Source organism: Streptomyces sp. 8L, assembly GCF_020176795.1.
Classification (GTDB): domain Bacteria; phylum Actinomycetota; class Actinomycetes; order Streptomycetales; family Streptomycetaceae; genus Streptomyces.
The window spans coordinates 1-12,268 of sequence record NZ_JAIUKE010000017.1 but is presented as its reverse complement, the minus strand read 5'-3'; the positions used below and the strand labels follow the sequence as shown (position 1 = coordinate 12,268).

General features: G+C 72.3%; 8 protein-coding genes and 2 pseudogenes. 6 read left to right on the top strand and 4 right to left on the bottom strand.

From position 1 onward, the window contains the following. Positions 1 to 56: 56 nt before the first annotated feature. A complete protein-coding gene (locus LCE31_RS02435; protein WP_225012254.1) occupies positions 57 to 980 on the bottom strand; it encodes a LysR family transcriptional regulator in 924 nt (307 codons plus the stop codon). A 105-nt stretch (positions 981 to 1,085) separates the two neighbouring features. Here LCE31_RS02435 and LCE31_RS02430 point away from each other — a divergent pair, with 105 nt between their 5' ends. Further along, on the top strand, positions 1,086 to 1,547 hold the full coding sequence (locus tag LCE31_RS02430) for a nuclear transport factor 2 family protein (protein WP_225012253.1): 462 nt from the start codon (positions 1,086 to 1,088) through the stop codon (positions 1,545 to 1,547). Further along, entirely contained in the window at positions 1,544 to 2,137 is a 594-nt protein-coding gene (locus LCE31_RS02425; RefSeq protein ID WP_225012252.1) for a short chain dehydrogenase, read from the top strand. Before LCE31_RS02430 ends, LCE31_RS02425 begins: the two co-directional genes overlap by 4 nt. Positions 2,138 to 2,171: 34 nt before the next feature. Here LCE31_RS02425 and LCE31_RS41490 read toward each other — a convergent pair. Both LCE31_RS41490 and LCE31_RS02410 read right to left on the bottom strand, forming a co-directional pair. Beyond that, positions 2,172 to 3,245, bottom strand: a pseudogene (locus LCE31_RS41490) (IS630 family transposase). Positions 3,246 to 3,297: 52 nt separating this feature from the next. Beyond that, positions 3,298 to 3,486 (bottom strand): hypothetical protein, encoded by a 189-nt coding sequence (locus LCE31_RS02410; protein ID WP_225012251.1) that lies wholly within the window; start codon positions 3,484 to 3,486, stop codon positions 3,298 to 3,300. A 76-nt stretch (positions 3,487 to 3,562) separates the two neighbouring features. Here LCE31_RS02410 and LCE31_RS02405 point away from each other — a divergent pair, with 76 nt between their 5' ends. Together LCE31_RS02405 and LCE31_RS02400 are read left to right on the top strand one after the other, a co-directional pair. After that, positions 3,563 to 6,847 carry an alpha-mannosidase gene (locus tag LCE31_RS02405; protein ID WP_225012250.1) on the top strand — a complete coding sequence of 1,095 codons (3,285 nt, stop codon included), beginning with the start codon at positions 3,563 to 3,565 and terminating at the stop codon, positions 6,845 to 6,847. Continuing rightward, positions 6,840 to 9,212, top strand: a complete 2,373-nt coding sequence (locus LCE31_RS02400) for an ROK family protein (RefSeq protein ID WP_225012249.1) — start codon at positions 6,840 to 6,842, stop codon at positions 9,210 to 9,212. Before LCE31_RS02405 ends, LCE31_RS02400 begins: the two co-directional genes overlap by 8 nt. Positions 9,213 to 9,344: 132 nt before the next feature. Here the strand turns inward: LCE31_RS02400 and LCE31_RS02395 are convergent, their stop codons facing one another. After that, a complete protein-coding gene (locus LCE31_RS02395) occupies positions 9,345 to 10,613 on the bottom strand; it encodes a glycoside hydrolase family 71/99-like protein (protein ID WP_225012248.1) in 1,269 nt (422 codons plus the stop codon). Between the two features lie 347 nt (positions 10,614 to 10,960). Between LCE31_RS02395 and LCE31_RS02390 the strand changes: the two genes are divergently transcribed. Both LCE31_RS02390 and LCE31_RS02385 read left to right on the top strand, forming a co-directional pair. Further along, entirely contained in the window at positions 10,961 to 11,602 is a 642-nt protein-coding gene (locus tag LCE31_RS02390) for a DUF5134 domain-containing protein (RefSeq protein ID WP_225012288.1), read from the top strand. 141 nt (positions 11,603 to 11,743) lie between these two features. Next, a pseudogene (locus LCE31_RS02385) lies at positions 11,744 to 12,268 on the top strand (M56 family peptidase); the annotation flags it as partial.

The window sequence follows — 12,268 nt, the reverse complement described above, 5'->3', positions numbered from 1 at the left end:
GGCCGGAGCGTGCGGTGACTACTGAACTTGAATGAGTCATGTCGGTTTGGTCGTGGTCAGCTGTCCATTGTCAGGCTGGCCGCGAGGCTGCCGGCTCTGCATACGGCACGGCAGCTGAGGACGAAGGCATCGACCGCGTCGTCCCGTTGGGTATGGGGCCGGGCGACACCGATTAGGCTGTGGCTGACGCCCGTAACGGGCCGGTAAACGATGTCGGGGCGCTGGTAGAAGCGGGCGGTCGCCTCGGGGGTGAGGCTGATGCCCTGGCCGTGGGCGATCGCGTTGAGCCATTCATCGGGGTGGTGCGCGACCGCGCCGATTCGCACCGGGTGATCCTCGCGCTCGTCGGCCGCGAGCCAGTAGTCGCGCCACTCCCCCGACTCGGCAGGAGTCGCCACAAACGGTTCGTCGTACAGATCCTGGAACCGGATCCGGTCCTCCCCCGCGAGGTAATGCCCCGCAGGCAGAGCTATCCACCGTGGCTCGATCAGCAGCACCTCGACGTCGAAGCCGCTCTGGGCTGGCACTGGCAGGCGCAGCAGCGCCACGTCAACGTCGCCGATCGCCAGTCCGGCGGTGGGGTCGGTCCATTCGGTCTGCCGCATCTGGACCCGCCAGCCGGGGCGCCGTCGGGCGAAGTCGGCGATGATCAGCTGCGTGTACTCGTTGGCGGCGCTGGCCACGAAACCGACCCGTAGCGTGCGTGTGGCCCGGGTCGTTACGGCCCGGGTGACGCGCAGCGCGTTCTCCCAAGCGGTCAGCACGGCGCCGGCATGGGTGGCCAGAGCCTCACCGGCCTCGGTAGGGGCCATCCCGGCGCGGGAACGGACGAACAGCTTCACCCCCAGCTGTGCTTCCAGCTGCCGTATCTGTTTCGTCAGCGCGGGCTGAGAGATGTAGAGCCGTGCAGCGGCCCGCGTGAGGTTGCCTTCCTCGACCACCATGGCGAAGTACCGCAGCAAGCGGGTGTCGACGTCCATGCCGCCAGGTTATGGAAGCAGGTATTGGACGCCTACGGCGGGCTGCTGAGAGCGTTGATCACGCGATCGGGACAGCCCGGTACCGAGCCTACGGGGAGCAACCAGATGACGATGAGTGAAGTTGTGCCCGACCCCAAGATCGAAGCCATCAATCACTTCTTCTCTGCCTATGCTGCCAACGACGTCACAGCGATGAGCGCGGTGCTGGGTCCGGACATCGAGTGGACCATCCCGGGCCACCACCCGCTCTCGGGCACCAAGCGCGGACTCGACGAAGTGGTCAGCTTCTTCCACCAACTCGGCAAGGCGGGCTTCCAGGCCGAACCCATATTCGTCGGCAGCAACGGCGAGTACGTCGTCGACATCCACCGCGGCTGGACGACCCAAGGCGTGGGCCAAGTCGACACGATATGGGCGCTGGTGTGGCACTTCGACGCCGACGGCCAGGTCGATCGAGTGGACAACCTCAGCGGTGACCAACACCAGATGGACACCTACGTCTGGGCCAACTTCCCGCTAACCCCCCTTCCAGCCCGTCTCGCCCAAGGACAGAAGGAATCAGCATGAAGATCCTCGTGATCGGGGCGACCGGCACCATCGGCCGTGCGGTAGCAGACGTTCTGGGTACCGAGCATGAGGTGATACGGGCTTCACGCCACGGCAGCACACGGGTCGACCTGGAAATACCGGCTTCCCTCGACGTCCTTTTCGCCACCGTCGGCACAGTGGACGCGGTCATCTGCTGCGCAGCCAGCGGTCAGCTGACCCCACTGGCATCACCTTCGGACGACGCGTTCACTCTCGGACTGAAAGGCAAACTGCTGGGACAGGTGGCCTTGCTCCGCCGGTCGGTGGATCACGTGAGGGACGGAGGATCCATCACCCTCACCAGCGGCATCTTTCAGGAGCCCACCCCGGGCAGCTCGTTCGGCGCTCTTGTCAACGCCGGACTGGAGGCGTTCGTCCGGGCCGCGGCCATCGAGCTGCCCCGCGGGCTGAGAGTGAACGTCGTCAGCCCAGGATGGGTGACGGAAACGCTCGAAAAGCTCGGTCTGGACCCCAGGGGAGGCACACCGGTTGGAGTCGTCGCCCACGCCTACATCAAGGCAGTCATAGGACAGATGCAGGGCCAGACCTTGACCCCTTCGCCCCGCTGACCGACCGGAGTGTCGGCAAACGAACCGGACATCGCTACGGAACCGGCTCGCGCATGGTCAGGCCCGTGCCCGCCAGACAGCCGTCGATCACCTCCGGTTGGTACTGCACCATCTTGAGCTTGCGCTTCACAGCGCGGATGACCTGGCCGAGGTCCGCGGCGGCGAGGTTACCAATGTCGCGTTTGACCAGGGACCAGACGCCTCCTGCGGGTTGAGGTCTGGTGCCTAGGTCGGTAGCTGGAACACGGTGAGCCACTCGGCGCTCGCTCCGAAGAACTCCCTCAGCGGCGCGACCAGGTGCATGCGCAGGTTGTCCCACACCAGAACGATCGGTCCGCCCAGCTGTGTACGGGCACGGATGACCAGGTCGCGATCGTCCTTCCATCCGAAGCCCTTCGGCTCTTCCTTGCGGCCCCTGTACTCGCGGATCGCCTAGATCAGACGGGACCGCTCACCAGACTTGTAGCAGGTCATGCCCGCCATCGACACACGGCCCGACCCCCGTCCGCGCACCCGGATGACCGGAGTGCTGCCCTTGTGACCCCACGTCCTGACGCGCGGCGGCGTCATCGACTGGCCGGCCTCGTCTTCGAAGACCGCCCAGGCGCCGTTCGCCGCCGCGGTGCTCTTACCCGCGGCCACACCTCCCGCTTCCAGAGCTCCACCGCGTCGTCGTCACGCCCGATCGCGCGTCGGGCGGGCTGTTGCCAGGACCAGCCGTAGCGCCGAAGCAAACGCCACGTGCCCTCCACGAGGTTAGGAGACGTGGAACGGTCGGCCGATCATCGTCTTCACCCGAGCCAGGGTCCATCGCTGGTCGGCCCACCCGTGTGCCAGCGGCGCACACTCCAACTCACGCTCTAGCGTGGCCATTTGAGCGTCGAACAGCCGAGGTCGACCTGGTGACCCCTTTGACGCCACCCCGGCATGGCCGTTCTCGCGCCACTGGCGTCGCCAGCGTTCCACCGACCGCTCCGAGACCCGCAACGCGGCAGCGACCCTCCCGGTTCTTCGTCCCACTCTCGAAGCAAGCCACGGCCTGAAGCCGGACCCGCTCCCGTACGGCCCTATCGGCGTCGGTCAAGCCGCCACCCTGCGGATATCTCACGACACCAGAACTACCGAGGCGACGAGCACGCTGTCCGGCGAACAGCCCGACATCACCCGATCACGTTCAGTACTCCCTTGCGCGAAAGCGCCGTCTTTATGCGGAAGCGCCGACCGCCGTCGGCATCGGCGGGTTTCTGCGTACCCACAATGTCAGTGCTCTTATTTTCCATAAGCCTCGCGAAATGGAAATCAATTAGCCTGACAAACGTCTGACCTGCCGCTTCCACCTGCCAGAACAAGGGATCAGGAGAGAACGTTGACTTGATAACACTCTTGGTTTTACATGGCGGAAAAGCTGGGACAGGAGGGGCCGCCATGCTGGACCGGATCTCGTCGGGGGAGGCACGGATCTCCCATTTCCTCGCCGACCGCCTGCGCCACGCCCTGCGTCCCGAACGGCTCCCCCTGGACATCGGGGCCTGGCACATCGCGGGCGAGCCCGTGCCGGTCGGGACGGCCCTGCGCGCCTCGTACGCGCCGTTCGCGCCGGGCGGCCGGTGGGGCGCGCCCTGGTCCACCACCTGGTTCAGCCTCGCAGCCGAGATACCGGCGCGCTGGGCGGGCCGCCGGGTCGACGCGGTCCTCGACCTGGGCGACGGCGCCGAGGGCCTCGTCCACGACGAACGCGGCACGCCGCTCACGGGGTTGCGGTCGGGCGAGGACACGGTGAACGTCACGGCGGCGGCGGGCGGCGGCGAACGGGTGCGGCTGCTGGTCGAGGCCGCCGCCACCCCCCGTATCGACGCGGCGACCGGCGCGGGCAGCCGCTACGGCTCCCCCGTCACCGTCGGGAACGACCCCCTGCACCGGCTGGTGCGCGCCGATCTCGTCGTGCGGAACGAGGACGTGTGGCACCTGCTGCACGATGTCGACGTCCTCGACGGCCTGATGCGGGCGCTGCCCCCCGAACTCCCGCGCCGGCACGAGATCCTGCGGGCTCTCGAAGACGCCGTGGACGCCGTCGACCCGCGGGACGTGCCCGGCACGGCTGCGGTGGCCCGCAGCCTCCTCGCACCGGTGCTGGCCCGCGGGGCGTACGCGTCGGCGCACACCGTCGCCGCGGTGGGCCACCCGGCCCCGAACCGGGGGCTGTTGTGGCCGCACCGCGAGTCCGTGCGCAAGGCGGCACGCGACTTCAGCGGTCTGGCCACGCTCGCGGAGGAGTACCCGGAACTGGTGGTGGCGGCCGGTGCGCCGCACCACCACGCGTGGATGAAGGACACCCATCCGCATGTCTTCGAGCGGATCAGGAAAGCGGTGGCGTACGGCAACTGGGTCCCGGCGGGCGGGATGTGGGCGGAGCCCGACGGGGTGCTGCCCGGAGGCGAGTCGCTGGCGCGGCAACTGGTGCTCGGCATGCGGTTCTGCCGCGAGGAGCTCGGCGCCGAGACGGACGGCGTGTGGTTCGGCGGCGCCTCGGGGATCAGCCCGGCGCTTCCGCAGCTCGCGGCGCTCGCGGGGGCGCGGTGGCTGCTCGCACGGCAGCCGCCGGGTGGTGCGGAGGCCGGCCTGCCTCCGCATCACACCTTCTGGTGGGAGGGGCTGGACGGCACCCGGGTGTTCACCCATGTGCCGCCGCTGCCACCGGGTGTGGACGGGTCGGACTCCTCACTCACCGGTGGTGAACTGGCTGCCGCCGTGGCCGCGTTCGCCGACAAGGGCGACACCACGGCATCGCTCGCGCCGTTCGGCGGCGACGGCGGTCCCACGCCCTCGATGCTGGAACGGACCCGCAGGCTCGCCGATCTGGAGGGCTCACCGCGAGTGGTGCTCCAGCACCCGGCCCGGTTCTTTCGGGACGCCCTGCGGGAGTACGGCGAGTGCGACACCCGCGGCGCCCAGGAGGCACACGGCGCCGCGGCCCCCGGTCACGGCGCACCCGGCTCCGGCCGCGCCGACGGGCCCGGGGAACGCCCCGCCCGGGGCGCCCCCGTCCTGCGCGGCGAGCTGTTCCCGGGGACGCACCCGGGCACGTACACCGGTCAGGCCCGTACGAAGCGCGGCAACCGGCGCGCCGAGTCCCTGCTGCGCGAAGCCGAGCTGTGGTCGGCCACGGCGGCGGTGTTCGACCATGTCCCCTACCCGTACGAGGAGTTGGAGGCGCTCTGGCGGGAGGTCCTGCGGCTCCAGTCCGCGCCCGTCCTCGGCGGCACCTCGATCGCCTGGGTGCACGAGGAGGCCGAACTGGCCCACGACCGGGTCCACCGGGCTCTCGAACGGCTGATCGGCCGTGCCACCGCGGGACCCGGCGCGCGGCCCGCCGTCGCCGGAGCGGCGGTGTTCAACGCGGGGCCGCTGTCGCGCCGCGAGGTCGTGGTGGTCGACGAGAGGCTGGACACGGCGGTCCACGCGCGCTCGGGCGGCGGCCAGACGCTCTCGGACGGGCGGATCGCGGTGCTCGCCGAGGCCCCCGCCCTCGGCGCAGGCCGGGTGGTGACACCACTCGACGAGCCCGCCCTGGTCCACGTCGCGGAGGAGCCGGACGGATCGGTGGTGCTGGACAACGGGCTGCTGCGGGTGGCCGTGGACGGCCGGGGTCTTGTGCGGTCCGCGGTGGAGTCGGCCGGCGGCCGGGACGCGATCGCGCCGGGCGGCGCGGGGAACCTGCTCCAGCTGTGGCGGGACGATCCGCCGCGCTGGGGCGCCCATGAGAGGGACGGCCGGTGCGGGGCGCCCCCGTGTGATCTGGGCCGGGCCGGCCCGGTCGAGGTCGTCGAGCGCGGTCCGCTGCTCGCCGCGGTGCGGGTCGTGCACACCACCGGCGCCTCGACCGTCGAGCAGCGGCTGTCGCTCGCGGCGGGCGCCCGGGCGCTGACGGTCGAGACGGAGGCGGACTGGCGCGAGCGGGACACGGTGCTCACTTGCGGATGGGAGCTGGACGTGCGCGCACAACACACCACGGGTGAGATCCAGTTCGGGCACACCGCCCACCCCACCCGCCCGGCGGGCGCCGCACCGGGGGCCGGCGTGGAGCGGTGGGCGCACCGCTGGCTGCACGCCGGGGAGCACGACTGGGGTGTCGCGTTCGCGGGCGACTGCGGCTACGGGTACGACGCGTCGTGCCGCACCCGGGGGGACGGCGGCACCACCACGACGGTGCGCCTGACACTGCTGCGGTCGGCCCGTACGCCCGACCCGCACGCGGACCGGGGGCCGCAGCGCTTCCGCCACACGGTACGGCCGGGCGCCTCGGTCGCCGACGCGCTGGGCGAGGGATACGCGGTGAACCTGCCGCTGCGGCCGGGCCCCGACCCCGGGTGGCCGCCGCTGGTGGCGGTGAGCGGCGAGGACGTGGTGGTGGAGGCGGTGAAGCTGGCCGACGACCGTCGCGGTGATGTCGTCGTACGCCTTTACGAGGCACGCGGCGGCCGGGCCCGTACGACGCTCACGGCGGCCTTCCCTGTGGCGCGCGCGGAGGTCACGGACCTGCTGGAGCGGCCGTGCGGTGAACTGCCCCTGCGGGAGAACGCGGTGGAGCTGTCTCTGCGGCCCTTCGAGATCCGCACCCTGCGGCTGGTACGTGCCGACGAGCCAGCGGGACAGCGCCGGGCGGAGAACGACCGGGCGGGGAACGGCGGGACGGGGACGGGCGATGCCTGAGCCGCGCGTCGGCGGTGCCAGATCCGAGCTCCTGCCGTCAGAGCACCGGGCGGTGCTGCGCGACTGGGCCGAGACCGGCGGTCCGCTGGCGATCCGGGCGCGGGTGATCCTGCTGGCGGCCGACGGGCTGCGGGACGCCGAGATCTCGCGGCGCCTCGGTGTGTCGCGGCAGACGGTGGGCGCCTGGCGGCAGCGCTGGACGAGCGCCGGGATCGAGGGGCTCGCACACCGGCCGCGCACCGGGCGGCCCGCGACCGTCGACGAGGCGGAGATCATCACCAGATCACTGCTTGCGCCCGGCGGCAGCGGCGCCTCCCGCGCGCTCGCCCGCGACCTCGGCCTCTCGCACGCGACGGTGGCGGGGGTGCGGCGGCGCTGGCGGCTGGGCCCCGACGAGTCGTCCGCGCCCTGCGTGCCGACCCGGCCGCCGCTGCCGGCCGGGGACGTCTGGGTGATGGGCCTGTACGTGGACGTACGGCGCGGAGTACTGCTGGTCGGCACCAGAAGAGCGCCCGCTTCGCCGGCGGCCGCCGGTTCGGTGATCGGTGCGGACGTCCTGGCGCGGCTGGACAGCGCCCTGGACGCGGCCCTCGCGACAGCGGCACCGCTCCCCGGTGACGGAGCGTCCGGCGGCGCGGGGGACGGCGGCCCGGACGGTCCCGGCGGGGCGGCGGACGCGGACGGGGAGCTGACGGCGTATCTGGCGGAGGCGCGCCGGCGCCACCCCGACCTCGCCCTCCACGCGGTGACGCTCTGGCACACCGCGGACGGCGGGGGCGGTCCGGACGGCTCCGCCCCGGCGCGCCCGCTCGCCTCCGCGACTGCCGCCGACACGGGCCGTGTGAGCCTGCACGGCATGCCCGCACGCGCGGGACACCGCAGCTTCCTGCGGGCGATGATCGCGCTCGACTCGACCAGCCACCCCGAGTCGTCGCGCCGCGTGTACCTCGACCTGGCGACCGCGCTGGAGCGCTACGCACGGGCCCGGACGGAGGGCGCGGACGCGCAGGACCCGCCGGGCGCGCCGGGCCGGGGGCGCCCCGCGGTGCGCTGGCTGCGGGAGAGCGTGGCCGGGCATCTGGGCGCGGGGCGCGCCGGGGACGCGTCGCGGAGCCAGTCGTGGAGCGGGGTCAACCAGATCGACCTGGGTTCCTTCAACGAGTGCGTCGTGATCGAGACCGTACGGCTGTCGGGCACCATCACCCGCGGCGAGATCGCGCACCGCACCGGCCTCACCCAGCAGTCGGTGTCGCGTATCGCGCGCTCGCTGCTGGACCGGGGCATCCTCATCGAGGACGCCCAGCGGCGGGCCACCTCCGGCAAGCCCCGTACGCCGGTCAGGCTGTCCGGTACGGCGGCGCACGCGCTGGGCATCCACATCGACCCGGAGGTGCTGACGGCGGTCGTCATCGATCTGGACGGCGCGATCGTCTGCACCCGTACGCGGCCGGTGACCGCCGACATCGAGCCGGCCGCGTTCGTGGAGCGGGTGGCCTCGCTGGGGCGCGAGACGCTGGCGCAGGCCCGCGGACGGGTGCGGCCTGACGGGTTCCTCGGCATCGGGGTGGCCGTCCCCGGCCCCGTGGACATCGCCTCGGGCACGGTGCTCGGCCCGCCGCTGATGTCGGCATGGGACGACCTGCCGCTGCTGTACCTCCTCAAGGACCACTTCCCCTGCCCGGTCCTGATGGAGAAGGACTCGACGGCCGCCGCGGCGGGAGAGCGGTGGATCGGCAGGGACCGCAGGGCCCGCGACTTCGCGTACCTCTATCTCGGTACGGGCGTGGGCACCGGCCTCTACCTCAACGGCGACCTGTACCGCGGAGTCAGCGCGAACGCCGGGGAGTTCGGCCAGCTCTGCGCGATCGCGCTGGGCCGGGTCGGTGCGGACGGCAGGCCGGAGCTGCTGCCCGAGTGCAATCCCCCGGTGTCGGTGCCGGACCTGGCGGCGCACGGCGGGATGCGGCCCGCGCCGCCCGGCGGGGGCTCGACGGCCGCGTACCTGGCCGTGGGCCGGGCCGCCGCGGCGGGTGACGCGGCGGCGCAGGCGGCGGTGCGGGAGGTGGCACGGGCGGTGGGACGCGGTGCGCTGGGCCTGGTGGACCTGCTGGACATCGATCTGATCGTGCTCGGCGGGCCGTTCTACACGGAGGATGTGGCGGACTTCTACCTGCAGGAGATCGGCAGGGCGGTCAACGCGTTCCCGACGGCGAGGCGGCTGCGCCGGGTCGAGGTGGAGCCGTCGGTGCTGAGTGCGGAGGCCGCGGCGGTGGGCGCGGCGTCGACGATCTTCCATGCGACGTTCACGCCGAGGCTGCGGGGGCGCCAGGGGCGCACGGTGCGGAGCGCGACGCCGTACGGCTGAGCGGGCGGCCCGTCCGTGTGGGGCGCGGGACCTGAGAGCGCGGGCTTCGCGCCCCCCGCCCGCCCGGAGGCGTAGGGGGGGGGGCGCGGGCCCGGCCGGCGCCGGCCGGGCCCGTGCGTCGTGCGCGGGGCGTCAGGCGGTCGGCGGGGTGGGCCGCGTCGCGGTCAGGCCGATCTGCTTCTTGAGCATGCGTCCGCCGTCGCCGGTGAGGCGCAGGTAGTAGTCGGACGAGCAGGACGTGCCGTCCTCGTCGAGCGCGTAGATGCCGGAACCCGACGGTACCCCGGCCGCGTTGGCGGCGGTCTTGGCGATCTGGTTGCCCTCGTTGAACTCGTCGTACATGGAGATGTAGATGCCCTGGGCGCCGAGGCGGCACATGTTGTAGAACTGCCGCCACATGAAGTCGCCGTGGGCGCGCTGGCGTTCCTGGAGGTCGCCGGGCAGGACGCAGGGCTGGTAGTCGACGCCGTTGGCCTGGCAGTCGGCGAGGTCCTGCGTCTGGACGTTGGCGTAGAAGTTGTCGACGTCCGCGATGGTGCCGATCCTGCCGACCATCCAGGGGGAGATCATGTCGAGGGCGTGGTATACGCCCGAGAACCCGGCCCGCGAGTCGTCGGAGTTGGTGCGCCAGTGGGTGGGGACGCCGCCGATGACGTAACAGCCCTGGCCCTTGAACCAGTTGATGACATCGAGGCAGGCGTCGGCGCTGAAGTCGTGGTTGGCGTCGTTGAAGCCGAAGCCCCAGACACAGACGACCGGCTTGCCGTTCTGGTGGGCGTACGCGGACGACGCCGTGTGCGCCTTCATCTTGTTCGTCCAGTCCGTCTTGATCTCGGACTGCATGGCGGTCCAGCCGCTCACGTCGTACATGATGTAGAACTTCCGGCCCTTGGCCTCGGCGGACTGGCGGACCTTCTGGGCCATTCCGTCACGCGTGGGCCCCTCGGGGCTGTTGGGGTTGAACCGCTGGAGGGCGGCCGTGTCGATGCCGTTCTGCTGCATCCACAGGAAGTGCGTGTCGACGGTCCGCTGGTCCCATGACGAGAAAAGCTTCGCGGGCTGCCCGCCATTGAGGTTCGCGTAGGCGGTCTGATAGGTGTTGCTGAATTCACTCACGTCGGGCCACGACTTGATGGTCGTATTGCTGGGCGACGGCGCCTGGGACCCGTTCTGGCTGTAGTGCCACCAGCTGTTGATCGGGGCTCCGTCGCCGATGCAGGCGAACCACCCCTGATACCCGACGGAGACTTTCCCGACCACGTCGCCGGGGCCCGAGGCGGCGGGGACCGCCCCGGCGTCCGGAGCGGTGGCCGCCGCGGCGGCCTGCTGCGCGGCGCCGAGGCCGAGGGCCGCGCTCGCACCCAGCGCGGACGCGATGACGTGCCGTCTTGAAATACTCACCGATGCGTTCCTCCGGTCGAATTCTGCCAGTGAATGCGAATATCCATAGGAGTGGGGGGATTTTCAGGCGGCAACCCGGCTCCCAAGGGGACGCCCGTGCAACGTAGTCGGGCACGGAGCCCGGCACAAGACGCGGAACGAGCGGAATCGGCAGAGGAATTCAGGGCCCTGTCAGCCTAATTCTTTGACGATTTCCGTTTGTTACGGAATGGGACGAGCGGGGTGGGCGCGCCGTCCGGCACGCCCCTTGAGGTTTCGGTGTGCGCGTGTGCGCGCCGCTCCGGAAGGGCAGCTCTCCCTGGAACGTCCGCCAGGACCGCAGACATGTCGAGGGAGGCTCGGCCGGGGTGCACGCGCCGCTGTTGGTGAGCTGGCTGCTGGTCGCGCTGTGCGCGGCCTCCGGGGCGTACTGCGTGCTCCGCGCCCGCAGCGCGACGCCCGCGCGGCGCGTGTCCGCGCGCGGGGAGGCCCTGATGGGGTTCGGCATGGCGGCGATGGCGGTACCGGCGGCGGTCCTCGCGCCGCCCGGCTGGGTCTGGACGGCATACGCGGCGGTGTTCGGCGCGGGTGCGGTCGCGGCCTGCGGGACGCTGGCGCTGAGCCGGGGGCGCCCCGGCCACCACCTGCACCACCTGCTCGGCATGGCGGCCATGGCCTACATGGCGTGGGCGATGGCGGCTGTCCCTGCGGGCCGTGCCGGAATGAGCGGCATGGCGGGCATGGCGGGCGCGACGGTCGGATCGCCGTTGGTCACGGGGCTGCTGCTGCTCTACTTCGCCGGCTACGTGCTGTGGGCGGGAGCCAGGCTGATGCCGGTGGCCGCCGGCACGGGAGCGGGAGGCCCGGGCGCCCCCGGCGGTGCGGCGCCTCTCCCCTGCGGGACGGCTCCCCCGGGGGCCGGGGAGCGCTGGGCCGACCGGCCCGAGCTGGCGCTCGCGTGCCGCCTGTCCATGGGAACCGCGATGCTGGCCATGCTCCTCACGCTGTGACGCGCCGGCCCGGGAGCGGGGACTCCCTTGCGTGACGCGGGAGTTGCCGCGCCGCGCCGGACGCGGGACGGCGGACGTGTCCTGCGTCACTTGCCGTCCGTGCCCTTATCCGCGGCGGCGCGGCCCTCATAGGCTGGGGCCATGATGGTCTCGCTGGCGCTGGTGCTGCTCGGGGCGCTCGCCGCCGTCGTGGCGCCGCGACTGCTGGCGCGGACCGACTGGCGGGAGCGCGAGCCGGTGGTGGCGCTGTGGGTCTGGCAGTGCGTCGTCGCCGCGGTCCTGCTGAGCTTCGCGCTCTCGATGGTCTTCAGCGCCGCCGCCACCTGGGCGTCCGTCAGGGGGCAGGTCTTCGCGAGCGCGCCGCAGGGCGTCGTGCGCGCCTACGCGCTGGACGGCCACAGGACCTGGTCCGCCGCGCTCGCGATCGTACTGGCGAGCGGCGGGCTGTGGACGGCCGCGATGCTGACCCGCGAGATCCACCGCTCCCGCAGCAGGCGCAGGCAGCGGCGCGGGGAACTGCTGGTCCGCTCCCCCGTCCTGGCGGGGGGGGGGCCCCGGGGGGGCCCCCCGGGGGGGCGGGGGGGGGGCCCCCCCCCCGCCGGGGGGGGGGGCGGCGCCGCCCCCCCCCCGGGGGATCCGCCGGCGGCGCGGCGTCGCCGCCAGGCC

Coding starts and splice junctions, on each gene's coding strand:
- LCE31_RS02435 (WP_225012254.1), bottom strand. CDS start 980: ATGGACGTCGACACCCGCTTGCTGCGGTACTTCGCCATGGTGGTCGAG.
- LCE31_RS02430 (WP_225012253.1), top strand. CDS start 1,086: ATGACGATGAGTGAAGTTGTGCCCGACCCCAAGATCGAAGCCATCAAT.
- LCE31_RS02425 (WP_225012252.1), top strand. CDS start 1,544: ATGAAGATCCTCGTGATCGGGGCGACCGGCACCATCGGCCGTGCGGTA.
- LCE31_RS02405 (WP_225012250.1), top strand. CDS start 3,563: ATGCTGGACCGGATCTCGTCGGGGGAGGCACGGATCTCCCATTTCCTC.
- LCE31_RS02400 (WP_225012249.1), top strand. CDS start 6,840: ATGCCTGAGCCGCGCGTCGGCGGTGCCAGATCCGAGCTCCTGCCGTCA.